Origin of the sequence: Paraburkholderia ginsengiterrae (assembly GCF_001645125.1) — a bacterium.
In the GTDB taxonomy this organism is placed as follows: Bacteria; Pseudomonadota; Gammaproteobacteria; order Burkholderiales; family Burkholderiaceae; genus Paraburkholderia; species Paraburkholderia ginsengiterrae.
In genome coordinates, this window is sequence record NZ_LXKA01000033.1 from 24117 (window position 1) to 46568 (window position 22452).

The 22452-nt window shown below is 63.8% G+C and carries 22 protein-coding genes; 8 read left to right on the forward strand and 14 right to left on the reverse strand.

Translation table 11 applies throughout. The features are described from left to right. Window position 1: 1 nt before the first annotated feature. A complete protein-coding gene (locus A6V37_RS02205; RefSeq protein WP_064265925.1) occupies window positions 2-793 on the reverse strand; it encodes a class II aldolase/adducin family protein in 792 nt (263 codons plus the stop codon). Window positions 794-837: 44 nt separating this feature from the next. Then, entirely contained in the window at window positions 838-2037 is a 1200-nt protein-coding gene (locus tag A6V37_RS02210; RefSeq protein ID WP_064265924.1) for an amino acid aminotransferase, read from the reverse strand. 197 nt (window positions 2038-2234) lie between these two features. Between A6V37_RS02210 and A6V37_RS02215 the strand changes: the two genes are divergently transcribed. Then, window positions 2235-3176: a LysR family transcriptional regulator gene (locus tag A6V37_RS02215; RefSeq protein WP_064265923.1), complete on the forward strand. Its 942-nt coding sequence runs from the start codon at window positions 2235-2237 to the stop codon at window positions 3174-3176. Between the two features lie 24 nt (window positions 3177-3200). Here the strand turns inward: A6V37_RS02215 and A6V37_RS02220 are convergent, their stop codons facing one another. The 5 genes from A6V37_RS02220 to A6V37_RS02240 form a co-directional block, all read right to left on the reverse strand. Continuing rightward, window positions 3201-4019 (reverse strand): helix-turn-helix transcriptional regulator, encoded by an 819-nt coding sequence (locus A6V37_RS02220; RefSeq protein ID WP_064265922.1) that lies wholly within the window; start codon window positions 4017-4019, stop codon window positions 3201-3203. A gap of 98 nt (window positions 4020-4117) precedes the next feature. Continuing rightward, entirely contained in the window at window positions 4118-5014 is an 897-nt protein-coding gene (locus A6V37_RS02225; protein ID WP_064265921.1) for a MipA/OmpV family protein, read from the reverse strand. Between the two features lie 242 nt (window positions 5015-5256). Continuing rightward, a complete protein-coding gene (gene msrA, locus A6V37_RS02230; RefSeq protein ID WP_064265920.1) occupies window positions 5257-6000 on the reverse strand; it encodes a peptide-methionine (S)-S-oxide reductase MsrA in 744 nt (247 codons plus the stop codon). 19 nt (window positions 6001-6019) lie between these two features. Further along, complete coding sequence (msrB, locus tag A6V37_RS02235) at window positions 6020-6541, reverse strand: peptide-methionine (R)-S-oxide reductase MsrB (RefSeq protein ID WP_064265919.1); 522 nt, start codon at window positions 6539-6541, stop codon at window positions 6020-6022. A gap of 146 nt (window positions 6542-6687) precedes the next feature. Further along, the gene (locus tag A6V37_RS02240) at window positions 6688-7203 is read right to left on the reverse strand and encodes an Lrp/AsnC family transcriptional regulator (RefSeq protein WP_064265918.1); all 516 of its coding nucleotides are present in this window, start codon (window positions 7201-7203) and stop codon (window positions 6688-6690) included. A gap of 161 nt (window positions 7204-7364) precedes the next feature. Between A6V37_RS02240 and A6V37_RS02245 the strand changes: the two genes are divergently transcribed. Further along, window positions 7365-8381: a 1-aminocyclopropane-1-carboxylate deaminase gene (locus A6V37_RS02245; RefSeq protein ID WP_064285741.1), complete on the forward strand. Its 1017-nt coding sequence runs from the start codon at window positions 7365-7367 to the stop codon at window positions 8379-8381. 7 nt (window positions 8382-8388) lie between these two features. Here the strand turns inward: A6V37_RS02245 and A6V37_RS02250 are convergent, their stop codons facing one another. Continuing rightward, on the reverse strand, window positions 8389-9279 hold the full coding sequence (locus A6V37_RS02250; RefSeq protein ID WP_064265916.1) for a LysR family transcriptional regulator: 891 nt from the start codon (window positions 9277-9279) through the stop codon (window positions 8389-8391). Window positions 9280-9410: 131 nt separating this feature from the next. Here A6V37_RS02250 and A6V37_RS02255 point away from each other — a divergent pair, with 131 nt between their 5' ends. Together A6V37_RS02255 and A6V37_RS02260 are read left to right on the forward strand one after the other, a co-directional pair. Then, window positions 9411-10136 carry a pirin family protein gene (locus A6V37_RS02255; RefSeq protein ID WP_064265915.1) on the forward strand — a complete coding sequence of 242 codons (726 nt, stop codon included), beginning with the start codon at window positions 9411-9413 and terminating at the stop codon, window positions 10134-10136. A gap of 82 nt (window positions 10137-10218) precedes the next feature. Beyond that, window positions 10219-10632: a DoxX family protein gene (locus A6V37_RS02260; protein ID WP_064265914.1), complete on the forward strand. Its 414-nt coding sequence runs from the start codon at window positions 10219-10221 to the stop codon at window positions 10630-10632. A gap of 89 nt (window positions 10633-10721) precedes the next feature. On the opposite strand, the gene A6V37_RS02265 is transcribed toward A6V37_RS02260, so the two are convergent. From A6V37_RS02265 to prpR, 4 genes are all read right to left on the reverse strand, one after another. After that, entirely contained in the window at window positions 10722-11876 is a 1155-nt protein-coding gene (locus A6V37_RS02265) for an alkane 1-monooxygenase (RefSeq protein ID WP_064265913.1), read from the reverse strand. A 375-nt stretch (window positions 11877-12251) separates the two neighbouring features. Then, the gene (ahpF, locus tag A6V37_RS02270; protein ID WP_064265912.1) at window positions 12252-13850 is read right to left on the reverse strand and encodes an alkyl hydroperoxide reductase subunit F; all 1599 of its coding nucleotides are present in this window, start codon (window positions 13848-13850) and stop codon (window positions 12252-12254) included. 161 nt (window positions 13851-14011) lie between these two features. Further along, window positions 14012-14575 (reverse strand): alkyl hydroperoxide reductase subunit C, encoded by a 564-nt coding sequence (gene ahpC, locus A6V37_RS02275; protein ID WP_063499251.1) that lies wholly within the window; start codon window positions 14573-14575, stop codon window positions 14012-14014. Between the two features lie 140 nt (window positions 14576-14715). Next, entirely contained in the window at window positions 14716-16713 is a 1998-nt protein-coding gene (gene prpR / locus A6V37_RS02280) for a propionate catabolism operon regulatory protein PrpR (RefSeq protein ID WP_064285760.1), read from the reverse strand. A 206-nt stretch (window positions 16714-16919) separates the two neighbouring features. Between prpR and A6V37_RS02285 the strand changes: the two genes are divergently transcribed. The 3 genes from A6V37_RS02285 to A6V37_RS02295 all read left to right on the forward strand — a co-directional run bounded on the left by A6V37_RS02285 (window position 16920) and on the right by A6V37_RS02295 (window position 20096). After that, the gene (locus tag A6V37_RS02285) at window positions 16920-17801 is read left to right on the forward strand and encodes an isocitrate lyase/PEP mutase family protein (RefSeq protein ID WP_064265911.1); all 882 of its coding nucleotides are present in this window, start codon (window positions 16920-16922) and stop codon (window positions 17799-17801) included. 351 nt (window positions 17802-18152) lie between these two features. Then, window positions 18153-19601, forward strand: a complete 1449-nt coding sequence (locus tag A6V37_RS02290) for an MFS transporter (protein ID WP_064265910.1) — start codon at window positions 18153-18155, stop codon at window positions 19599-19601. 42 nt (window positions 19602-19643) lie between these two features. After that, on the forward strand, window positions 19644-20096 hold the full coding sequence (locus A6V37_RS02295; protein WP_064265909.1) for a GNAT family N-acetyltransferase: 453 nt from the start codon (window positions 19644-19646) through the stop codon (window positions 20094-20096). Between the two features lie 33 nt (window positions 20097-20129). On the opposite strand, the gene A6V37_RS02300 is transcribed toward A6V37_RS02295, so the two are convergent. Together A6V37_RS02300 and A6V37_RS02305 are read right to left on the reverse strand one after the other, a co-directional pair. Continuing rightward, window positions 20130-21008 carry a 2OG-Fe(II) oxygenase gene (locus A6V37_RS02300; RefSeq protein ID WP_064285742.1) on the reverse strand — a complete coding sequence of 293 codons (879 nt, stop codon included), beginning with the start codon at window positions 21006-21008 and terminating at the stop codon, window positions 20130-20132. Between the two features lie 94 nt (window positions 21009-21102). Continuing rightward, the gene (locus A6V37_RS02305; RefSeq protein ID WP_064265907.1) at window positions 21103-21582 is read right to left on the reverse strand and encodes a nuclear transport factor 2 family protein; all 480 of its coding nucleotides are present in this window, start codon (window positions 21580-21582) and stop codon (window positions 21103-21105) included. 352 nt (window positions 21583-21934) lie between these two features. Between A6V37_RS02305 and A6V37_RS02310 the strand changes: the two genes are divergently transcribed. Then, on the forward strand, window positions 21935-22450 hold the full coding sequence (locus A6V37_RS02310) for a hypothetical protein (RefSeq protein ID WP_242665731.1): 516 nt from the start codon (window positions 21935-21937) through the stop codon (window positions 22448-22450). Window positions 22451-22452 lie beyond the last annotated feature (2 nt).

Below are 22452 nucleotides of genomic sequence, written 5' to 3' on the forward strand. Positions count from 1 at the left end.
TTCAATCCTTGTAACTTGCATCGATGCGGTCCACCCGCCGCACCAGCGCGTCGAACACGTCCTGCCCCGCGCCGTGGCGCGGATCGAACTGCAACGCGTCGCGCGAGCAGCGAATCGCCACGTCTTCCGGCACCGGCCGGGCACGGCCCATGGCGAAGGTCGCCATCTGGATCTCGCAGGCGCGGTTGAGCGTCCATAGAACCGCGAAAGTTTGCGGCAAGGTCTGGCCCCAAGCAAGCAGGCCATGATTGCGCAAGATCACCGCCTGCTTGTCGCCGATATGTTCGATAAGGCGCGGGCCTTCCTCGGCATGCACCGTGATGCCCTCGAAATCGTGATACGCAATCCGGTCGTGCAACTGCGCGCTATAGAAGTTGGTCTGCTGCAAACCGTCTTCCAGACAGGCAACCGCGACGCCCGCCGTGGTGTGGGTGTGCATCACGCAGTGCGCGTCGGGCAAGCCCTCGTGAATCGCCGCATGCACGACGAAGCCCGCCGGATTCACCGGATACTGCGAGTGATCGAGCACGCGCCCGCGCGCATCGATCTTCACGAGATTGCTCGCCGTCACCTCGCTGTAGTGCAGCCCGAACGGGTTGATCAGGAATTGCCGCTCGCCGCCGCTCACGCTGGCCGGAACGCGCAGCGTGATGTGGTTGTAGATCATCTCGGTCCAGCCGAGCATGTCGAAGATGCGATAGCACGCCGCGAGTTGCACACGCGCCTGCCATTCGTCCGGATGCATCGCGTGGGTCTTCGGCGCGCCAGGCGCCGGCTGGTCGAGGGTGCTCATCTGCATCTCCATGGTTATCGTTAAGCGAGTCACAATAGCCGTGCTTATGCGCCCGACACCACCGCCGCGATCGACGCCGCCACATACTCGGCGTTGCGCGCGTTCAGGCCGGCCACGCACATGCGCCCCGAGCGCAGCACGTACACCGCGTATTCGCTGCGCAAGCGCTCGACCTGGCTTTCGCTCAAACCGGTGTAGGTGAACATGCCGCGCTGCGCGATATAACGGGCGCGCATCACTTCATCGACACGACCGGCGAGTCCGGTGTGAATCGTTCCGCGCATGGCGAGAATCCGTTCGCGCATCCCGGCGAGTTCCGCCTCCCACGAAGCGCGCAGCGACGCATCGGCCAGCACGTTGGCGACGAGCCGCGCGCCGTGGGTAGGCGGATTGCTGTAGTTCGAGCGCACGGTCGACATCAGCTGGCCGAGCACGCGGCCGGCCTCTTCCGCGCTTTGGCACACCACGCTCAACGCGCCGACACGTTCGCCGTACAGCGAGAAATTCTTCGAGAACGAATTCGCGGCGATCACCGGAATGCCCGCTTCGGTGAGCAGCCGCACGCAGGCGGCGTCTTCCTCGAGACCAGCACCGAAACCCTGGTAGGCCATGTCGACAAAGGCGATCAGCTTGCGGCGCTGCAATACCGGCACCAGTTCGGCCCATTGCGACGCGCTCAGATCGACGCCGGTCGGGTTGTGGCAGCACGCGTGCAGCAGCACGACGCTCTTTTCCGGCAAGCGGCCAATCGTCTCGATCATGTCGGCGAAACGCAAGCCGCCGGTCTGTTCGTCGTAGTACGGATAGGTATTGACCGTGAGCCCCGCGCCTTCGAAGACGACGCGGTGATTTTCCCAGCTCGGCTCGCTGATCCAGATCTGCGAGCCGGGGAAATAGCGCTTCAGGAAATCGGCGCCGACCTTGAGCGCGCCCGAGCCGCCGATGGTTTGCAGCGTGGCGATCCGGCCCGCCACGCGCGCTTCGCTGTTCGCGCCGAATACCAGCGCCTGAGCCGTGTCGCGATAGAGCGGCAGGCCCGCCATGGGCAGATACGAACGCGGGCCGATCGATTCGAGCAGCGCGCTCTCGGCGCGGCGCACGGCGTCCATGACGGGCAGCTTGCCGGCGTCGTCGAAATAGATGCCGATGCTCAGATTGACCTTGTTCGGGCGCGGGTCGAGTTGAAAGTCTTCGTTCAGGCTCAGAATCGGGTCGCCGGGGTAGGCGGGAATGTGTTCGAACATGGCAATTCCTTGAATGGGGTCTCGGGGCGGCCTCGGTGCGATCTCGCTCGGTGCGATCTCGGTATGGCCTCGTGGCGAGCCGAAAGTCTAAGCGGGTTTGACGGCGTGCGTCGATTGGGACAAGTGTCAGTGAACGGCTCTCTGCACACAATCAATCGATTTTTCACGATTCGTTAGTTTTTCTTTAGAATCGCCCGATGCCACTCACTCGCGCCACACTCCGCCAGTTCGAAGCATTTCTCGCCATTGCCGATCTGCATAGCATCGGCGCGGCGGCGCAACGGCTCGGCCTGACCTCCTCGGCGGTCAGCCAGTTGCTCGCCGAGCTCGAAACCGAGCTCGGTTTTCGGCTGTTCGACCGGACCACGCGGCGCGTCAATCTGTCGAGCGCCGGGCAGGATTTTCTTTCGTCAGCGGAATCGGTGCTGCGCCATGTGCGCGCCGCCGCGCAATCGGCCGACGACATCCGCAACCGCGCCGCCGGCATCGTCCGCGTCGGCGCGCCACTGGTGCTGGCGGCCACCGCGTTGCCCGCCGCCATCGCCGAGTATGCGCGCGGCAAACCGAAGGTGGTCGTGCGCATTTGCGACACCGTGGTCGAGCAGCTGGTCGAGCGCGTGGAAAGCGGCGACGTGGATCTCGCGATCGGCCCCGACCGGCAAAGCGGCGCACGCGTACGCTGCGATCCGGCGTTTGCGAGCCCCTGGGTGATGTGGTGCGCGCCGAGCCATCCGTTGAGCGCGCGGCGACGTGTGCAGTGGACGCATCTGCGCGACGTGCCGATTGTCGCCACCGGCCGCGATCATGAGCGAGCGGTCGAGCAGATGCTTGCCAATCTGCCGGCGGAAGCCCGCATCATTCCGGTGGACGTGGTGGACAACGTAACCACGGCCTTCGGGATCGCCTCGCAGGGGCTCGCCGTCACGCTCGCGCCCGCCTACGTCGCGCCGCTGGCGCGCACCTTCGGGCTGGCGATGAAACGCATCGTCGATCCCGAGACCATCCGCGAAGTCTGCGTGTACCGTTCCACCGAGCGCGCGCTGTCGCCGCCCGCGGACGGTTTCGCGGATTTCCTGATGCCGTGGCTCAAACGCTGGGACCGCGAGACCCAGGCCGAGGCGCGGCCCAGGCGTGGATAATGCGCGGCTGTCCGGCGCGCCGGATCAGCCCCACTCGGGGACCATGCACAGCGCGAACAGTTGACGCTGACTCGAAATGCCGAGCCGCGCGTAGGCGCGCTTCTGATACGTCACCACGCTCGCGGGCTTGACGCCCATTTGCAGCGCGATTTCTGCAGCGGTCGCGCCTTCGAGCGTGCCGCGCAGCACGTCGAGCTCGCGTGGCGTGAGCGCCGGGCAAGCGCGCCTGACACGCGCGAGCATCGCCGCCGCCGTGCCCTGCTGATGTTGTCCATGCAATGCGTAGTGGCTCTTCGCAGCATGAGCGAACAGATGCGCGAGGCTTTCGACGCGTTCCAGTTCGCCCGGCTGAAACACGCCATAGGCGCTGTCGCGATACAGATTGATCGACAGCCAGACGCTGTCCATTGGTTGCACGAGCAACGATAGGCGGTCGGACACATTCGGCTGCGCGTAACAGGCCGCGCGATAGGCCTCGTTCTCGATCTCTTCGCTTTGCTGCTGGTGCAGCATCAAAGCGTCGCGCGGAGATTTGCCGTGTGAACCGCCGATGATCGTGCGATTGCCGTCGAGTGCATAAAAGTGCGTGGCATAGCGGTCGGCGACATCGCGCAGGAAGCGGCCGCCGCGATGGTCCGCCGCCGAAACGGTGCGCGGCCGCGCGTCGAATTCATACGCGAAGATGGTGCACTGCGAGACGGGCAGCGACTCGCCGACGGTGTTCAGCATGCTGGCGGCGAGCGCGTCGGCATTCGCATGCGAGATCGACATGACGAGGTCGGTCGCGCGCGCGGTGCTGATCTGTTCGCTTCGGTGCGGAGGGGCGATGCGCCAGGAACGCATGATGGAGAACGGCTCGCCGTGTGGGGGTTCGGTTGCGGCAAGCGTAGCACAGAGGGATCGCCGCAACCTTCATCGCATTGAAGCGCGCAAGCACGCCGTCAGAAGCGGTAGTTGATCGAGATGTCCGCGACGCCGTTGGCCTTGCGGTGCGTAATCGGGCTATTGCCCGCACTGCCCACCAGTTGCTCGAAAGCGCCGTCGGCAGTGGCGAACCAATGCTTGTCGAACAGCCATACGAGGCTCACGCCAAAACCCACCGACTTGAAGCCCGCGCTCGCGTGGTACGGCGCATACGACGAATGCGCGGCCTGATTCTGATTCACGCCGAACCAGCTGTTCATGTAGTTCGAGTCCGCGAGCGTCACGTTCGGACCGGCGAACCAGAAGAACTTCTGCGTGCTGCCGGGCAGCGGCATATAGGCACCTAGGTCGCCGATCCAGCCGTTCGAGCCGCCGAAATATCGCCTGACGTCGGCCCGCAGTACGAGAGGGAAATCCTTCGAGATCACGTATTCACCGGACAGTTTCAGTCCCGGTGCCGGATTGATGTTGCCGAGGCCATTCAGTTCCGGCGGATCGTCATGGCCGCGCCGCCCGAGGTCGTAGACGCCGGCAAGACTGGCACGCCAGTTCTCGCCTTGCGCGAAATTGACCCCGAACCCCTCGCCGCTGGACAGGAAGAACAGGTCTTTGTAGCGAACGTCGATGCTCGGGCCGGTCATCAGATGATAGCGGTCGGAGCCTTCGTAGCGCGGCTGGAACGAGGTCGCCGCGCCGATGCGCACCTGCCAGTCGGGAATATTCGGTTGCCACATTTTCTGCAACGGAATGCCGACCGAGTATTGCCATTCGCCCAGCGGCGAAGGCGTCTGCGCCCAAGCCGAGGGCGCTGACAAGGCAAGACCACCAAGAGTAGCGGCCGCCAGTGAGGCTGCCGCAAGGATTGTTTGCTGACTGCGGGGCCTGCCGCCCCGCGTTCCACCGCTGTTCACCACCGGAAACCTCCAGTCTCGCGTACACGGATCACGGACCTGCAGTTGCAAAATACGGGCCTGACCTCGAATTGACGGAGGCTGATCGGCTGAAGGCAGTGACGGCGCGGGCCGGCCGCCGGGACGAACCGCTCCCAGGCGGGCACGGCGTGCGGAACGCGGATTTCACTGCAATGGTGCGCGGCGTGCCTGAACGGCGCCGCGCGAGGCGGCGCCGTTCAGATCTGCGGTGATATTGCCTGACGCTATTGCCCGGCTTCAACCAGCACCGGCTTGTCACGATACAGATTGGGGAAGAGCCGCTTCAGGTTGGCGATCTTCGGCATGTCGTTGAAGGCGATATACGCGGAGTCCGGATGCAGCGTGAGGTAGTTCTGGTGATACGACTCGGCAGGATAGAAGCCCTTGAACGGCTCCGTCTTCGTGACGATCGGCGCGGGAAAGGCGTGCGCCTTCCCGAGCTGCGTGATGTAGCTTTGCGCAACCTGCCGCTGCGTGTCGTTCAGCGGAAACACCGCCGAGCGGTATTGCGTGCCGCTGTCCGGACCTTGCCGGTTCAACTGGGTCGGATCCTGAATCACGGAGAAGTACACCTGCAGCAACTGGCCATAGGTGACTTTGGTCGGGTCGAACGTGACCTGCACGGATTCCGCATGACCCGTCTCGCCGCCGCTGACCGTCTCGTACTGCGCCGTGTCGCGCTGGCCACCTGAATAGCCCGACACGGCCCGGGTGACGCCGCGCACGTGCTGGAACACGCCCTGCACGCCCCAGAAGCAGCCACCCGCGAACACCGCGGTCTCTTCGTGAGCGGTCGTGGCGGAGACCGGTTCGTCGAGCGCCGGCGGCGCGATCACGACCGCGGTTTCCGATGAGAATGCCATGCGTTGCGCAAACAGCAACGCCAGCGCGCCGCATCCGAGCGCGAGTGAAAGTGCCGCCGCGCGTGAGCGGGCCGGCTTGCCGCCGATGCGTTTGTCGAAATTCATGAACTGCCTCCTGATTCGATCAGCTCGCGCCGTTGGCCGCGGGCGTGAATGTCATGGCCAGCCCGTTCATGCAATAGCGCAGACCGGTTGGCTTGGGGCCGTCGTCGAAGACGTGCCCGAGATGGCCGCCGCAGCGCCGGCACAGCACTTCGTCGCGCGTCATGCCGAACGACGTGTCGGTGCGCGTAATGACGGCATGATCGAGCGGCTGCCAGAAACTCGGCCAGCCGGTGCCACTGTCGAATTTGGTCTTCGACGAGAACAGCGGCAGTTTGCAGCCGGCGCACGAGAACGTGCCGGCACGATGCTCGTCGTTCAGCGCGCTACTGAAGGGACGCTCCGTTCCTGCCTGGCGCAGCACGCGGTACTGCGCGTCGGTCAGCAGTTTGCGCCATTCGGCGTCGCTGTGCGTCACCTCGTAGGCGGCGGCCGCGCCGCTATCCGCCCCTTGCGCCGCACGCCCCACCCGCCACATCGAAGCGCCGCCGGCCAGCGACGCCGCGCCAATTAATCTGAAGAATATCCGTCTGCTGCAAGCCATGATGTTGCTCCGCATAGTCCGTACAGTTCACCCGTTGCGGCGCGAATTTCGCCACTCGCGAGTGGTCCCGATGCTTAGTCGCACGAGAGTGGGATACATGACAGCATGCGCGTCTTTTTTCACTGCTGCAGGCGCTGCATCGGCCATTACAGCGGAAATTTCGTGGTCGACAGGATTTCCTTGAGCACCATGAACGAGCGGATTTGCCGGACTCCCGGCAGGTAAAGCAACTGCTCCGCGTGCAGCCGGTTGAAGCTGTCGCTGTCGCGCGTGCGGATCGTCATGAAATAGTCGAATTCGCCGGTCACGACGTGGCACTCCATGCAGCCGTCCACCTTTTGCGCCGCTTTCTCGAACTCGGCGAACGACTCGGGCGTGGAGCGATCCAGCACCACGCCGATGATCACCAGCATGCCCGCTCCCGCCGCCTTCGGATCGAGCAACGCGACCACGCCGCGGATCATCCCCGACGCCTTGAGGCGCTCCACGCGCCGCAAGCAGGCGGGCGCGCTCAGTTTGACTTTGGCGGCCAGCGCGACGTTCGAAATCGACGCATCGGCTTGCAACTGTCGCAGGATCGCGCGATCGACGCGGTCGAGCGGTTGCGGTGGTTCGGCGGGCACGGCCGAGGCGGAAGAAGGACGAACTTTTGTTGCGCTCATAGGAAGTTTTGTGTCGATTTATTAGTTTGATTTCCACTTTGTGTTTCAGAAGGTATGCCTGAGGCCATTTTTTCGCAAGCTCATTTCTGGCGGTTTTATCTACCATCTGTTTAACGCGACTCACTGCGATTCGCGTCCAATCAACGGACTCCGGAGCTGCCATGAACCTGCAACGATTCCCGCGTTACCCGCTGACTTTCGGACCGACGCCGATCCAACCGCTCAAGCGCCTGAGCGACCACCTGGGCGGCAAAGTGCAGCTCTACGCCAAGCGTGAAGACTGCAACAGCGGCTTTGCCTTTGGCGGCAACAAGACGCGCAAGCTCGAATATCTGATTCCCGAGGCACTCGCGCAGGGCTGCGACACGCTGGTGTCGATTGGCGGGATCCAGTCGAACCAGACCCGGCAGGTGGCGGCCGTGGCCGCGCATCTGGGCATGAAGTGCGTACTGGTGCAGGAAAACTGGGTCAACTATTCAGACGCGGTGTACGACCGCGTCGGCAACCTCCAGATGTCGCGGATTCTGGGGGCCGACGTGCGCCTCGTCGCCGACGGCTTCGATATCGGCTTTCGCAAGAGTTGGGAAGATGCGCTGGAAAGCGTGCGCGCCGCCGGCGGCAAGCCCTACGCGATTCCGGCCGGCTGCTCCGATCATCCACTGGGCGGGTTGGGGTTCGTCGGCTTTGCGGAGGAGGTGCGCCAGCAGGAAGCCGAACTGGGCTTCAGGTTCGACTACATCGTGGTGTGTTCGGTGACCGGCAGCACGCAGGCCGGCATGGTGGTCGGCTTTGCCGCTGACGGACGCGCCGAGCGCGTGATCGGCATCGACGCGTCCGCGAAGCCCGCGCAAACCCGCGAGCAGATCACCCGGATCGCTCGCCGAACCGCGGAAAAAGTCGGCTTGGGGCGTGACATCACCAGCGAGGACGTGGTGCTCGACGAGCGCTTCGGCGGCCCGGAGTATGGCTTGCCGAATGACGGCACGCTGGAGGCGATCCGCCTGTGCGCGCGCCTCGAGGGTGTGCTGACCGATCCCGTCTACGAGGGCAAGTCGATGCACGGCATGATCGACAAAGTGCGCAATGGCGAGTTTCCGGCGGGTTCGCGCGTGCTATACGCGCACCTGGGCGGCGTGCCGGCGTTGAACGGCTATAGCTTCATTTTCCGCAACGGGTAAGTAGTGCTCACGCCGCCAAGCGCTTTCTCAAGTGTTCACGCAGAAACTCAACAAAGGCACGGATCGTAACCGAGGTTTGCCGGTGCTGCGGATAGACTGCATTGACGCTCGTCGCGGCAGGCAGGAACTCCTCCAGTACCGGCACGAGCTGGCCGCTCCTGAGCGCATCGGCCACGATAAAATCAGGAAGCCGAACTATCCCCAGGCCCGCGACCGCCGCGTCGCGCACCAGTTCGCCGTTGTTCGCCCGCAATGGTCCGTGTACTTCGACGCTTTTCGCCACGCCGTCGACCACGAAGTCCCAGCTGACCGTGCCGCCATGGCCGTACAGCAGGCAGGAATGCCGCTCCAGATCGCGCGGCACGGCGGGCGCGCCACGGCGGCGCACGTAACCTGGGCTGCAGCACGCCACCATCCTGATATCCACGAGCTTCTGCGCCACCAATGTGGAATCCGGCAACGCGCCGATCCGGATCGCCATGTCGAAGCCCTCGCCCACCACGTCGACGGTGCGGTCGCTCAATTCCATCTCGACACGCACGTCGCCGTTCTGGCGCAGAAACGTCGCCACGAGCGGCGACAGATGCGCCATGCCGAACGACATCGGCGCGCTCACGCGTAGCAGCCCACGTGGCCCGGCATGCAACTGCGACATGGCCTGCTCGGCGTCCTCGACCTCCCCCAGGATGCGTTTGGCGCGCTCGTAGAAATCCTGACCGAGTTCGGTCACCGCCAGCTTGCGGGTATTGCGGATCAGCAACTGCACGCCGAGCGCCTCTTCCAGCGCCATCACCCGGCGGCTGACGAATTGCTTGGACAGCGCCAGGCGGTTGGCGGCCGCCGTGAAATTGTGGGCGTCGACCGTGGCGATAAAGATGCGCATGTCATCGAGCTGCATTTTATTGTCTACTCCATTGCGACAGTGTTTCCGTTTGTGGATAGATTATAACCATCCAGATTGACCTACACTCCTGTTCATGGATCGCGGCCTCACATCGAACCGCGTCGCACACCTCAAGGAGAAAAAAGATGCTCGAAATCAGACACGCCAATCAACGCGGCCGCGCGGAGCACGGCTGGCTTAGCTCGCGTCATACGTTTTCCTTTGCGAACTATCACGATCCGAAGCAGAACGGCTTCTCCGACCTGCTCGTGATCAACGACGACCGCGTCGCGCCGGCTCAAGGTTTCGGCAAGCACCCGCACCGCGACATGGAGATTTTTTCGTACGTGCTGGAAGGCGCGCTGGAACACAAGGACACCATGGGCACAGGCTCGGTGATCGTGCCTGGCGACATCCAGTTGATGAGCGCGGGAACCGGCATTGCGCACAGCGAATACAACCATTCGAAGAGCGATCCGGTGCACTTCCTGCAAATCTGGATCGCGCCGGGCAAAATGGGCACGACGCCGCGTTATCAGCAGCGTCACTTCGGCGCGGACCAGAAGCGCGGCGTGTTGCGCCTCGTGCTCTCGCCGGACGGCGCGAACGATTCGCTGCAGTTGCAACAGGATGCACGGGTCTACGCCGGTCTCTTCGACGGTGATGAAACAGCCCGGCTCGAGCTGGCCAGCAATCGCTATGCGTATGTCCACGTGGCACGCGGCAGCGTCACGGTGAACGGCGTCGAGTTCAAGGAAGGCGACGGCGCCCGTATCCGCGGCGAGCAAGCGCTGACCTTCACGCAAGGTCACGACGCTGAAGTGCTCGTGTTCGACCTGCGCGATAACGAAGTGTCGGAGTTGTGGGCTTAACGTTGTAGGCTTAACGGCCTAAGTAGGGTTCGCCGGGACCATGCTGGCGAACCAAACCTTTACTACCTATAGAGAAAAAATCATGCGCTACACGCTGTTTGAAAACCAGAAAGACTCCGTTCTCCTCGTTGCCCGTATCCTGTTGATGGTGTTGTTCGTCATGTTCGGCTGGGCCAAGCTCACCGGCTTTGGCGGCACCGTTGCGTACATGACGTCGAGCGGCGCGCCGATGCCCGAACTGTCGGCGGTGATCGCCGTGGTGATGGAGTTGATCGTGGGCGTCGCGCTCCTGGTGGGTTTCTTCACGCGGCCGCTGGCGCTGCTGCTCGCGCTTTACACGTTCGGCACCGCCATCATCGGCCACCACTTCTGGAACATGACCGGCGCCGTGCAGTATGACAACATGATTCACTTCTACAAGAACATCAGCATCATCGGCGGTCTGCTGCTGTTGTGCGTGAGTGGTCCTGGGAAGTATTCGATCGACCGCCGTTAAGTTCGCACCACTTACGCTGCGCCCATAAGAAAGCCGCCCGGTCAGTTCACACTGCCGGGCGGCTTTTTGCTTGAGTCTGACCTCGCGTGTCAGCCCGCGAACTGCGCCAGCACGCGCTCGCGGATCGCGGGACGTATATTCGACTGCGCCATGTTGCCGTGATAATGCGCGACTACGCGCGGATTCATCACGCGGAACCACAGCGGCGGCACGTACGCCAGCATGATCATCGTGGCATAGCCGGACGGCAATTGCGGCGCGCCGTCGAAATGACGCAGCGCCTGGTAGGAGCGCGTCGGGTTCGCATGATGATCGGCGTGGCGCTGCAACTGGTACAGAAATAGATTCGTCACGATACGATTGCTGTTCCATGAGTGCTGCGGCTGGCAGCGCTCATAACGGCCACTTGCGAGCTGTTTGCGGCCAAGCCCGTAATGTTCCAGATAGTTGACCACTTCGAGCAGCGAAGCACCGTACACGGCCTGGATCAGCAGGAACGGAATCACCGTCTTGCCGAATAGCGCGATCATTGCGCCCCATAGCACGACGGTCATCGCCCACGAATGCAGGACCTCGTTGCGCCACGTCCACGGCGATTGGCCGAGGCGTTCGAGCCGGTGTTGTTCGAGCCGCCACGCGGACGCAATGCTGCCGAACACCGTGCGCGGCAGAAAGCGCCAGAACGATTCGCCATAGCGGGCACTGGCCGGATCGGGCGGCGTGGCCACCCGCACATGATGCCCGCGGTTGTGTTCGACGAAGAAGTGGCCGTACGCGACCGGCGCCAGCGTGACCTTGGCGAGCCACCGCTCGAAGCGGTCGGTCTTGTGGCCGAGTTCATGCGCCGTGTTGATCGACACGCCGGTCGCCGCGCCGAGCGACAGCGCAAAGCCCAGGTAGTCGTACCATGCCAGCGCATGCGTCCCAACGATCCAGAGCGCGCCGAAAAACGACAAGTATTCGATGAACGTGGCGAGATAGACGATGCGTCGGTAGTAGCGCTCCCTTTCGAGTGTCGGGACGACGTCTTCGGGAGGATTGCTGGGGTCGTCGCCGATCAGGTAGTCGAGTACCGGAATGATGCCGAACACGAAGATCGGTCCGAACCACCAGAAGATGTGCCAGCCGGTCTGCAGCGCCAGATTGGCGGCGTGCAGCGGCAGGGTGATCGTGAGCGCGCCGAGCAACCACAGGTAGCGCTTGCCATCGACCCACCGCGCGGGGGCCGCTTGCGATCTTGCCATTGTCTCCCTCCTTGTTGTGTGTCGCCAGACGTCCGCGTGGCGGCATGCTGGCGCGCGGGTCGGCGAAACCGTCCCCACTCCCCGATTTATATGGCCTGGAGAGCGGGATAGCCAAGGAATCGCGCCAGGTGGGAGTCTCCAAACAACGGGGCCGTGGAGGGGGTAAGCGGGCTGTGGTTCGAGCGCCGGTATGAAACGGGCGTTTTGGGTGTCGTGTGGGCCGTTTGCGCGAGGGTCGGGCGGTGTGGCGGAGGACCGCGCCGTGGACGAGTACTTGACGCTGCGGGTTCGAATCGTGCTCGCGCTTGAATACCGCGCGAGTACAAACAAAAACGGCGGCCCAAAGGCCGCCGTCCCTGACTCACACTACCCGCGTCAAGCCGCTACTTCGGCTTCCGCCTCTGCCTGACTAACCTCGTCCAATTCCTCGCTATTGCGGATCAGATGGTCGAACGCGGAAAGCGATGCCTTCGCGCCCTCGCCCACGGCGATCACGATTTGCTTGAACGGCACCGTCGTCACATCGCCGGCTGCGAACACGCCCGGCACCGACGTCGCACCGCGTGCGTCGACCACAATCTCGCCGTGCTTCGACAACTCGAGCGTGCCCTTGAGCCATTCGGTGTTCGGCACGAGACCGATCTGCACGAACACGCCTTCGAGTTCGACCGTCTTCACTTCGCCCGAGCGCAGATCCTTGTAGACCAGACCGTTGACCTTCTTGCCGTCGCCGGTGATTTCCGTGGTCTGGGCTTGCGTAACGATCGTCACGTTGGCAAGGCTGCGCAGCTTGCGCTGCAGCACTTCGTCGGCACGCAAGGTCGCACCGAATTCGAGCAGCGTCACTTCGCGCACGATACCCGCGAGGTCGATGGCCGCTTCGACGCCGGAATTGCCGCCGCCGATCACCGCGACACGCTTGCCCTTGAAGAGCGGGCCATCGCAGTGCGGGCAATACGCCACGCCATGATTGCGGTACTCGCGCTCGCCAGGCACATTGATCTCGCGCCAGCGCGCGCCCGTCGCCAGGACGATGGTTTTGGCCTTGAGCACCGCCCCATTCGCCAGACGCACTTCGTGGATGCGGCCGGGAACCAGTGCTTCGGCGCGCTGCACGTCCATGATGTCGACTTCATAGCTCTTCACGTGCTGTTCGAGCGCCGCGGCGAACTTCGGTCCTTCGGTTTCTGTCACCGAGACGAAGTTTTCAATCGCCAGCGTGTCGAGCACCTGGCCGCCGAAGCGCTCCGCCACCACGCCCGTCGCAATGCCCTTGCGCGCCGAGTAAATGGCCGCCGCCGCGCCCGCGGGGCCGCCGCCGACGATCAGCGTGTCGAACACCGGCTTCTTTTCCAGTTCCTTCGCAGCACGGGCGCCGGCGTTGGTGTCGAGCTTGGCGAGGATTTCCTTCACACCGCTGCGGCCCTGGCCGAACACTTCGCCGTTCATGAACATGGTCGGTACCGCCATGATCTGGCGCGCTTCGACTTCGTTCTGGAACAGCGCGCCGTCAATCGCCACGTGGCGGATGCGCGGGTTGATCAGCGCCATCACGTTCAGTGCCTGCACGACTTCCGGGCAGTTCTGGCATGACAGCGAAAAATACGTTTCGAATTGATAGTCGCCGTCGAGGTTGCGGATCTGTTCGATCACCGCGTCTTCGAGTTTGACCGGATGGCCGCCGACCTGCAGCAACGCGAGGACGAGCGACGTGAATTCATGCCCCATCGGAATGCCGGCAAAACGGATGCCGATATCCCTGCCCGGCTCGCCGATCGAGAACGACGGCTTGCGCTCGGTGTCGCCACGGCGTTCGATCACGGTGACGCGTTCCGACAACGTCGCGATATCGTTCAGCAATGCCAGCAACTCTTGCGATTTGGCGCTGTCGTCGAGCGACGCGACGATTTCGATAGGCCTGCTAACCTTTTCGAGGTACGATTTCAACTGAGTCTTGAGATTGGCGTCAAGCATGGCGATTCGATTCCGTGACGAGGGTATGGAGTTCCCGGCCCCGCACGCATCCGGATAGGACGAGTGCGGCCCGGGGACGCGCGAACCGCGGTATGACGAGGTTCGCGCGGTGAAGCGCCCCGAGGTGCGATGGGGCGCTAACTGCGACAGGTAGCGAGACCTTAGATCTTGCCGATCAGGTCGAGCGACGGGGTCAGCGTTTCTGCGCCCGGCGTCCACTTGGCGGGGCACACTTCACCCGGGTGAGCCGCGATGTATTGCGCAGCCTGCACCTTGCGCAGCAGTTCGCCGGCGTCACGGCCAATGCCGTTGTCGTGAATTTCGGCCAGCTTGATCTCGCCTTCCGGGTTGATCACGAACGTGCCGCGCAGTGCCAGGCCTTCTTCTTCGATCAGCACGTCGAAGTTGCGCGAGATGGCCAGCGTCGGGTCAGCCAGCATCGGGTACTTGATCTTCTGGATCGTGTCCGACGTGTCGTGCCATGCCTTGTGCGTGAAGTGCGTATCGGTCGACACGCTGTAGATTTCCACGCCGAGCTTCTTGAATTCGGCGTAGCGATCCGCCAGGTCGCCCAGTTCGGTCGGGCAAACAAACGTGAAGTCGGCCGGATAGAAAACGAAAACCGACCACTTGCCCTTCAGGCTTTCTTCAGTAACGGTCTGGAAATCGCCGTTGTGATAAGCCTGTGCTTTGAACGGTTTGACTTGACTGTTGATGATCGGCATTTACTGAGTCCTCTTTCGGAGTGGGTGGAAAGTGGAGTTAGTATCTCAGACCACGCTTAATAGGTAAAGTGGATTGTTATAATAATTCGATAGAATTTTACTATTTATCCCGCTACCGATGACTATCGCACTGCACAAAGTCATTCCTTCATGAGCCGCCAGAGGGTCGTGCGCCCTATGCCGAGCGCCCGGCTGGCCGCGGCGCGGTTGCCGCCGGCCTGTTCGAGCGCGTGCAGAGCCTCGTCCCGGGTAGGGGTCGCGCGCGATGACGCGGTTTCTGCTGCTTCAGCGGCCGGACGCGCCGCGCTCGCAGGCGACTTGCCCAGCGCCTGCTTCATGCGTCCAAATTCCGGGAAGAGCGCCTGGTCGTCTGGGCCCGCCTCGCCGCCATCATCGCCGACATAAATTGCGGCGCGCACCAGCAGATTTTCCAGCTCCCGCACATTGCCGGGCCACGCGTAGTGCTCGAACAAGGGCTCGAGAAACGCCAGCACCCGGTCGAGCGCCGCCGCCGACAACCCATACTGGAGCGCGCTGCGGCTCAACAGGTGCCGCGCCAGGGGCGCGACATCGCCGCGCCGTTCGCGCAGCGGCGGCAATTCTATCTGAAGCAGGTTGAGCCGAAAATACAAATCCGCGCGAAACGCGCCCTGCTCGACCAGCGCGTGCAAATCGCGGTGCGTGGCGGCGATCACCCGCACATCGACCGGCGTGGCGCGCCCCGAGCCGAGTTTCATCACCTCGCGCTCCTGCAGGACGCGCAGCAGCCGGCTCTGCAGCGCCGCCGGCATTTCACCGATTTCGTCGAGAAAAATCGTCCCCGTGTGGGCGATTTCAAAGAGGCCAGGCTTGCCGCCGCGCCGCGCGCCCGTGAACGCACCCTCCTCATGGCCGAACAGTTCGCTCTCGATCAACCCCTCGGGCAGCGCCGCGCAATTGAACGCGACAAACGGATTGCCGCGCCGCCGGCTGGCGTTGTGAATACCCTGCGCGACCAGCTCCTTGCCGGTGCCGCTTTCGCCGCTCAGCAGCACGGTGGCGTCGTGTGCGGCGCCGGCGCGCGCCAGCCGCCGCACGCGTTCGAGCGCCGCCGAGCCGCCGATCAGATCGTCCAGCCGGTGCCGCGCGACCAGATGCTTCGGCCGCTGGCTGGTGCGCAGCGAGCGGTCGATCCGCTGCGCGACCAGCGCGTCCTGCAGCGTCACCACGGATCCGGTGCGCACGCCCTGCTCCATGATCGGCACGCAGTTGACGATCAGCGCGCGGCCGCCAATCTGCTCGATGCGTTCCTCGATCGGCTGGTCGTGCTCGAGCGTCTCGCGCAGCAGCGGCCCGACGGCACGCTCGACCAACGCGGGCAGTTCCTGGTCTCTGCTTCCCAAGGAGGCTTCCTGCGACGCACCGAGGCCCAGCAGTTCGAGCATGGCCGGATTGACGGCTTCGACTTGCCCGGCCTCGTCGAACGCGGCGACACCGTCGCGCAGATGCGCGACGATCGTGTTCAGGCGCACGCGTTTCGACTCCTTCTGACGACTCACGCGCGCCAGTTCGACCGAGCGCTCGAACGCTTCCTCGACCGCGCCGAGCGAGTACAGGAACACGCTGGCGAGGCCGGCCTCCTGCGCAAAATCGCAAGCCATGCCAGGGCCGATGATGACGCCGCAGCCTTCCGCCGCGAGGTTGGCGACCGCGAGCCGCACTTCGTCGATCGAGCGATAGGCGCGCTGTTTCAGGCTGACCTTCAGCCACGCATCCAGGTCCGCGAGTTCGTGGGAGATGGTTTCGTGCAGCACGAGGCCGATCTGCGCGCCGGGCCACGTGGTGGTGGCGCGGGTGATCGCGCTCAGCACGTCGAAGCCGTTCACCTTGACCGTCACGACCGGCACGCTCAGGTTCTCGCGCAGATAGGCGCCGTTCGATCCGGCGGCCAGCACGACGTCGACCGAGCCCGCGTCCACGTAGGCCTGCAACGCAGTGACGGCGGCGCCGTAACCTTCCCGGACCGAAAAGAAGCGGGCCCGCCCCGCATAGCGCGGCGCGACGGTCTCGCAAAGCGACTGCAACCGGCTGATACTCACCAGTGCAACGCCGGGACGGCCCGGATCGGCATTTGCAAGGGACGACGTGAAAGTGGACACCGTGACACTCCGCTCAAAATATTGAAACGTTCCATGGAACGTTTCTCGAAACACCAGACGCATTGTGCCACGAATCGCCGTCCTGCCGATTTTCCACTAAGCGACTGATTATTTGAGACAAACTCCCGGCGCCGCCAAATGGCACGCTTACTGCGTATAGAGGCGTACGTCGTACTTATCACCTTTCTTTCTGGAGACCCACCGTCATGAGCACTTCCGCTACCCGCCGCGCCGCCTTCCGCGCCAAAGTCAACGAACGCCAGGGGCTGCTGGTGCCCGGCGCCTTCAATGCGATGAGCGCCCGCGTGATCGAGGACGCCGGCTTCGAAGCCATCTACATCACGGGCGCGGGCGTGACCAACATGTCGCTCGGCCTGCCTGACCTCGGCTTCATCGGTCTTGCCGAAGTCGCCGAACATACGGCGCGGATTCGCGACGCGGTCGCGCTGCCGCTGATCGTCGATGCCGACACCGGCTTCGGCAACGCGCTGAACGTGCGCCAGACCGTACGCGTGCTCGAGCGCAGCGGTGCCGACGTGATCCAGTTCGAAGACCAGATCATGCCGAAGAAATGCGGCCACTTTTCCGGCAAGGAAGTGATTAGCGCCAGCGAGATGGTCGGCAAGATTCGCGCGGCCGTCGACGCCCGCGAAGACGGCAATCTGCAGATCATGGCGCGCACCGATGCGGCCGCGGTCCACGGCATCGAGGACGCCATCGAGCGCGGTCATCGTTTCATCGAGGCCGGCGCCGACATCCTGTTTATCGAGGCAACCGAGTCGCTCGCGGACATTGAGCGTCTGCCTTCGCTGTTTGACAAGCCGCAACTGATCAATATCGTGATCGGCGGCAAGACGCCGGTGCAATCGCGCGAAGCGCTCGGCAAGCTCGGCTACGGCATCGTGCTGTACGCGAACGCGGCGCTGCAAGGCGCGGTGCTCGGCATGCAGCGCGCGCTCGGCACGTTGAAGAGCAACGGCCGCCTCGACGAAGACGCGACGCTGGTCGCGCCGTTCAGCGAGCGCCAACGCCTCGTCAACAAGCCGCTGTACGACAAGCTGGACCGCGAGTACGCCGCGAAGGATTGAGCGGCGACGGTTCGAAGAAAATCGTGTTTCCGGCTGACCTGTGCAGATGCCTTGCCGCGCGCCGGTCCGGCCGATGCGCGGCGGTTGCCCTTGCCGACGATGTGGCGCCATTAATTGCGTTACGATTCAGGGCTGGCGGCCTCGTGTGCTCCTGACGACGTCACTAGCGCCTGAATGGAGACCGCATGGCGGCCACGCCCCTCTCGCCCGTCCGCTTCGTCCGGATGCCGGCAACACGATTTCTAAAGGTAGTCGCAAGACCATGAAGGCCAGAACCACGCGCGTAATGCGCCGGTACACTCGCGGCATTGACGTACGCGAACAGGCTCGCCGCACCACGAGGATCGCGTCATGACCGGCGGCGCAACACGCAATACCGGCAACGCGCATGTCGGCTGGCTGCCGTATATCGTCGCGGCCACCTTCTTCATGGAGTACCTCGACACCACAGTGATCGCCACGGCGTTGCCGCAGATGGCGCACTCGTTCGGCGTCGGCCCCAACAGCCTCAGCCTGGGCATGACGGCCTACATGCTGGCGCTGGCCATCTTTATCCCGGTCAGCGGCTGGGTTGCCGACCGCTGCGGGTCGCGCACGGTCTTCTTCAGCGCGATCGGTGTGTTCACGGTGGCCTCGGTGTTGTGCGGACTTTCGCAAAACGTCGTCGAGTTCACCGCTGCCCGTCTCCTGCAAGGCATGGGCGGCGCGATGATGGTGCCGGTGGGCCGCCTGATCGTGGTCCGCAGCACGGAAAAGAGCCGCATGATGCAGGCCATTTCCACCATCACCTGGCCGGCGATTGCCGCGCCGGTGGTCGGTCCGCCGATCGGCGGTTTCATCACGACTTACGCGTCGTGGCGCTGGATTTTCCTGCTCAACGTGCCGTTTGGCCTGGCGGCCATGGCCGTCGCGCTCGCGCTGGTGCCGAACCTGCGTGGCAGCGAGCGCAAACCGCTCGACGTGGTCGGCCTGCTGCTGAGCGGCACCACGCTGACGGCGATTTTGTACGGCGCGGAACTCGCCAGCCAGCCCGGCGAAAATCCGTGGATCGCCGGGGCGATCATTCTCGGCGGTCTGCTGATGGGCGTAGTGGCGTTCCAGCATGCGAAGCGCCACCCGCATCCGTTAATCGACGTTTCGACGCTGAAAATCCCGACCTTCTCCGTGACGGTAGTGACGGGCTCGTTCACGCGCATTGGCATTGGCGCGGTGCCTTATCTGATGCCGCTGCTGTTCCAGGTGGGCTTCGGTTTGTCGGCGTTCAAGTCGGGCCTGTTGCTGCTCGCCAGTGCGCTCGGCAATCTCGGCATGAAGGCGCTGACCACGCGTATCCTGCAGCGCTACGGTTTTCGCATGGTGTCGATCGTCGATGTGACGGTGGCGGGTGTGTTCATCATCGCCTGCGGACTGCTGACGCCGAACGTGCCGCTCGCGCTGGTGCTGTTGGTGGTGTTTATCTACGGCGTAGCGCGTTCGATGCAATTCTCGACGCTCGCCACCCTCGCCTACGCCGACGTCGCGCAACCGCAGATGAGTGCCGCCAGCACGCTCTGGAGCGCGGCGGCGCAAATGACCATCGGGTTGGGTATCGCGTTCGGCGCGGTGTCGCTGCGCGCGGCGGCATTCTTCAACGGCGAGACGACAGGCCGCGTCTTCACGCTCGACGACTTCCGCCTTGCGTTTCTGTTCGCGGGCCTGGTGACGCTCGCGTCCGTGATCGGCTATCTGGGTCTGGCGCGCAACGCCGGACAGAGCATCGGCGGCGGCACGCGCGGCAACGAAGACCCGGCCAAGGGCTAGGCCATCAACAGGACATTCCGGCAAAGCAGGTGGAGACAGACAGTGCAGGCAAACCCACTCACGATTTCAAGCAGCAAGGCCGACCTGGACCTCGACACGGTCTACAGCTTCCTGTCTCAGGAGACGCCATGGGCCAAGGGAATGCCGCGCGAAACGTTCGAGCGGGCTGTCGCGGGCTCGCTGTGTTTCGGCGGATATCTCGAAGGCAAGCAGGTGGCGTTCGCGCGCATGGTTACGGATGAAGCCACCTTCGCATACCTGTGCGACGTGTTCGTGCTACCGGATTACCGCGGTCGAGGTTACGCATCCGCGCTGATGAAGCACATCTTCGCGAGCCCGTCGCTTCAGGGTTTGCGCAGAATCATGCTGGTGACAACGGACGCGCACCACGTGTACGCGCCGCATGGTTTCATGGCACCGGCGAATCCGGAACGTTACATGGAGCGGCATAACCCGGACGTGTACTCGGCCACGGCCGGCAACGCCGCCGGTTAAGGCCACCAGGTTAGGTCACCGGATAAGGCCACCTCAGCCGTAAGCGCGTTCGCGCACCCACTTCGTCATGATCCATTTGTCGCCGCCGAGCACCGGCGCGCCGCCGTGCAAGGTCAGCGGATCGAGTTGACGCTGGCCGTTCATATAGCGGAAATACACCGCGCCGCCTTGCTGCGCCGCGACCGACATGCCCGCTTCCGGGAAGATCGTTTCGCCGCCGTCGGCCACGTCGTTCAGATAGATCACGAGCGTTGCGACGCGCTGGCCGCCCTGCGAGGTATGCACCGCGCTGCCGGGCTGATCGGGCGGGAAGTAGTCGAAATGCGGGCGGTACTCGCCGGTCGTGCCGTAGTGCAGGATCTGCAGCCCTTCGCCGTTTTCGACGGGCCAGTTCATCAGACTGGCAATACGCCGGTCCATCCGTTCGATGAATTCATCCTCGCCGCGCTGATACCAGATGCCTTCGCTGGTGCGGTTGCGGATCACGTCTTCCTTGCCGGTGTCCGGATTGACCGTGGTGGAGCGTTTCAGCCGGTGACGCGAGCGTTCGATCATCTCGGCGCATTCATCCGGCGACAGCACATCGGCAAACACGATCACCTGTGGCCGCTCGCAGCGCATCAGCACGCGCACGTCGCGATCGTGGGCACGGATGACATTGCCGCGCGCAACCGGCATCTCGTCGTATTGATAGGTTTGCGGCGCGGCTTTGGCGAGCGCGGCTTCAGTCGCCGCAACCGCGGCGAACATGGGGCTGTCCGGACTTGCGCCGAAGGCCTTGAGCACCGCCGCGCGCGCCGCGTCAGTCACGAAGCCGGCCTGCACCATCGCGCCGATCATCGAGTCCGGACTGCAGCCGCGTGCGACGTTTGTGCTCAGCCACTCTTCCCATGCGGTATCCACTACAGGCATAGCAATCCTCGTTCGTCCACGTGAAGTACTACGGGTTCAACTGGCTGAATCATATCAAGCGCGCCAGGGAGCGTGACAGCGGGCCGTGCGCGGGTCAGGTGCGGCGCTGCCTGCGCCGGTAAAGGTCGAGCCCCTTTCGCGCCTGCGACCGGATGGCGCGCTGCACGAACGGCGACCAGCCAAGCAGCGTTCCTTTAATCCCCAACGCCTGGCGCGTCCAATGCCACAGGTCGAAGCTGTCGCGATGCTCGGCGATGCGGCCGTCCCGGAACACAAAACGGGCCTCGATCCGGTTGACCACCGGACGCCCTGTCTGGCTGAACAGGTAGCGCGCTACCCAGCGGGCGCGGCCGGCCCGGTCGTCCGCTTCGACGCCGTCGAACGTCAGCGAGAAGTCCTGCGCGCGGGCCACCAGCATGCGCCACATATCGCGCGCTTCCTCGCCATGCAGCTCGCCAAACGCGGGATCGCTGAAGACAACGTCGTCGGCGTAGCACGCGGCCATGGTTTCGGCGTCGCGTTGCTGAAACGCTGTGTAGAAACGCTCGATCAGTTCGATGTTGGGATGGGTCATTGTTGTAGTCGTGTGGGTTTTACCCGGCGCGCAAGCAGTCCGAGGAGAATGCCCGGCGACGCTTCGGCGCGGACATCGACCACACAATATCGGAAATTGGCGCGGGCGGGCGCAAGGCGCCCAGGCTATCCATTCGACTCCACGCTTCGCATCCGCACAGCGGGCAGCAATGTCGCGGGCATGAAATCAACCAGGAAGAAGCCCCACCGCAGCCAGGAAGCGCCTTCTGTTCCACACTCGCGGCGCCTTTCGTTATATCCTGTCGAATATCACGGTAGGCTTCGTGGTGCGTGATGACGCCTTCTCCGGCCGCGCACCACCTAGCGAAACGAGCCAGCAGGAGCAAGTCACGGTGCACAGCCGATCCCTTTTGCCCGACCCGGCAGAACGCCTCGAGCGCCTGCCATACGAGCTTTCGTCGACCATCACTGCGGTGAAATCGGCGTCCGATCGTGGCCGCGCCGAATCGATCCGCGACGTCGTCGACGCCTACCGGCGCCTGTACGGGAGCATCCAGCGTTTCATCCTGATGCTGAGCCAGGACCGGTTGAATTTCGCCTCCGTCGGTACGTCCGGGTCGCCGTCGCTGAATCAGTTGCTCTCCATGCTCGCCGAGCAGGCCAGGGCGGCGGCGTTCGTGCGTCTGCGCGAACTCAAGGCGGCGATCGAAGAAGCGCGCTCGGCCGAACAACTGCGCGACGCGATCTTCTCGGACGCATTCAGTAACGACCCGGCCGCGTTACGCAAGGTGGTCACGCAACTCGAACGGCTCGACGCGGTCTTTGTGGGCCTGTGCGTCGGACATGTTCTCGACCAGCATGCCGGCGCGCTTCATGTGCACTTTCACGCGCACGCTCGCCCCGCCTGACG

Coding starts and splice junctions, on each gene's coding strand:
- A6V37_RS02205 (WP_064265925.1), bottom strand. CDS start 793: ATGAGCACCCTCGACCAGCCGGCGCCTGGCGCGCCGAAGACCCACGCG.
- A6V37_RS02210 (WP_064265924.1), bottom strand. CDS start 2,037: ATGTTCGAACACATTCCCGCCTACCCCGGCGACCCGATTCTGAGCCTG.
- A6V37_RS02215 (WP_064265923.1), top strand. CDS start 2,235: ATGCCACTCACTCGCGCCACACTCCGCCAGTTCGAAGCATTTCTCGCC.
- A6V37_RS02220 (WP_064265922.1), bottom strand. CDS start 4,019: ATGCGTTCCTGGCGCATCGCCCCTCCGCACCGAAGCGAACAGATCAGC.
- msrA (WP_064265920.1), bottom strand. CDS start 6,000: ATGAATTTCGACAAACGCATCGGCGGCAAGCCGGCCCGCTCACGCGCG.
- msrB (WP_064265919.1), bottom strand. CDS start 6,541: ATGGCTTGCAGCAGACGGATATTCTTCAGATTAATTGGCGCGGCGTCG.
- A6V37_RS02240 (WP_064265918.1), bottom strand. CDS start 7,203: ATGAGCGCAACAAAAGTTCGTCCTTCTTCCGCCTCGGCCGTGCCCGCC.
- A6V37_RS02245 (WP_064285741.1), top strand. CDS start 7,365: ATGAACCTGCAACGATTCCCGCGTTACCCGCTGACTTTCGGACCGACG.
- A6V37_RS02250 (WP_064265916.1), bottom strand. CDS start 9,279: ATGCAGCTCGATGACATGCGCATCTTTATCGCCACGGTCGACGCCCAC.
- A6V37_RS02255 (WP_064265915.1), top strand. CDS start 9,411: ATGCTCGAAATCAGACACGCCAATCAACGCGGCCGCGCGGAGCACGGC.
- A6V37_RS02260 (WP_064265914.1), top strand. CDS start 10,219: ATGCGCTACACGCTGTTTGAAAACCAGAAAGACTCCGTTCTCCTCGTT.
- A6V37_RS02265 (WP_064265913.1), bottom strand. CDS start 11,876: ATGGCAAGATCGCAAGCGGCCCCCGCGCGGTGGGTCGATGGCAAGCGC.
- ahpF (WP_064265912.1), bottom strand. CDS start 13,850: ATGCTTGACGCCAATCTCAAGACTCAGTTGAAATCGTACCTCGAAAAG.
- ahpC (WP_063499251.1), bottom strand. CDS start 14,575: ATGCCGATCATCAACAGTCAAGTCAAACCGTTCAAAGCACAGGCTTAT.
- A6V37_RS02285 (WP_064265911.1), top strand. CDS start 16,920: ATGAGCACTTCCGCTACCCGCCGCGCCGCCTTCCGCGCCAAAGTCAAC.
- A6V37_RS02290 (WP_064265910.1), top strand. CDS start 18,153: ATGACCGGCGGCGCAACACGCAATACCGGCAACGCGCATGTCGGCTGG.
- A6V37_RS02300 (WP_064285742.1), bottom strand. CDS start 21,008: ATGCCTGTAGTGGATACCGCATGGGAAGAGTGGCTGAGCACAAACGTC.
- A6V37_RS02305 (WP_064265907.1), bottom strand. CDS start 21,582: ATGACCCATCCCAACATCGAACTGATCGAGCGTTTCTACACAGCGTTT.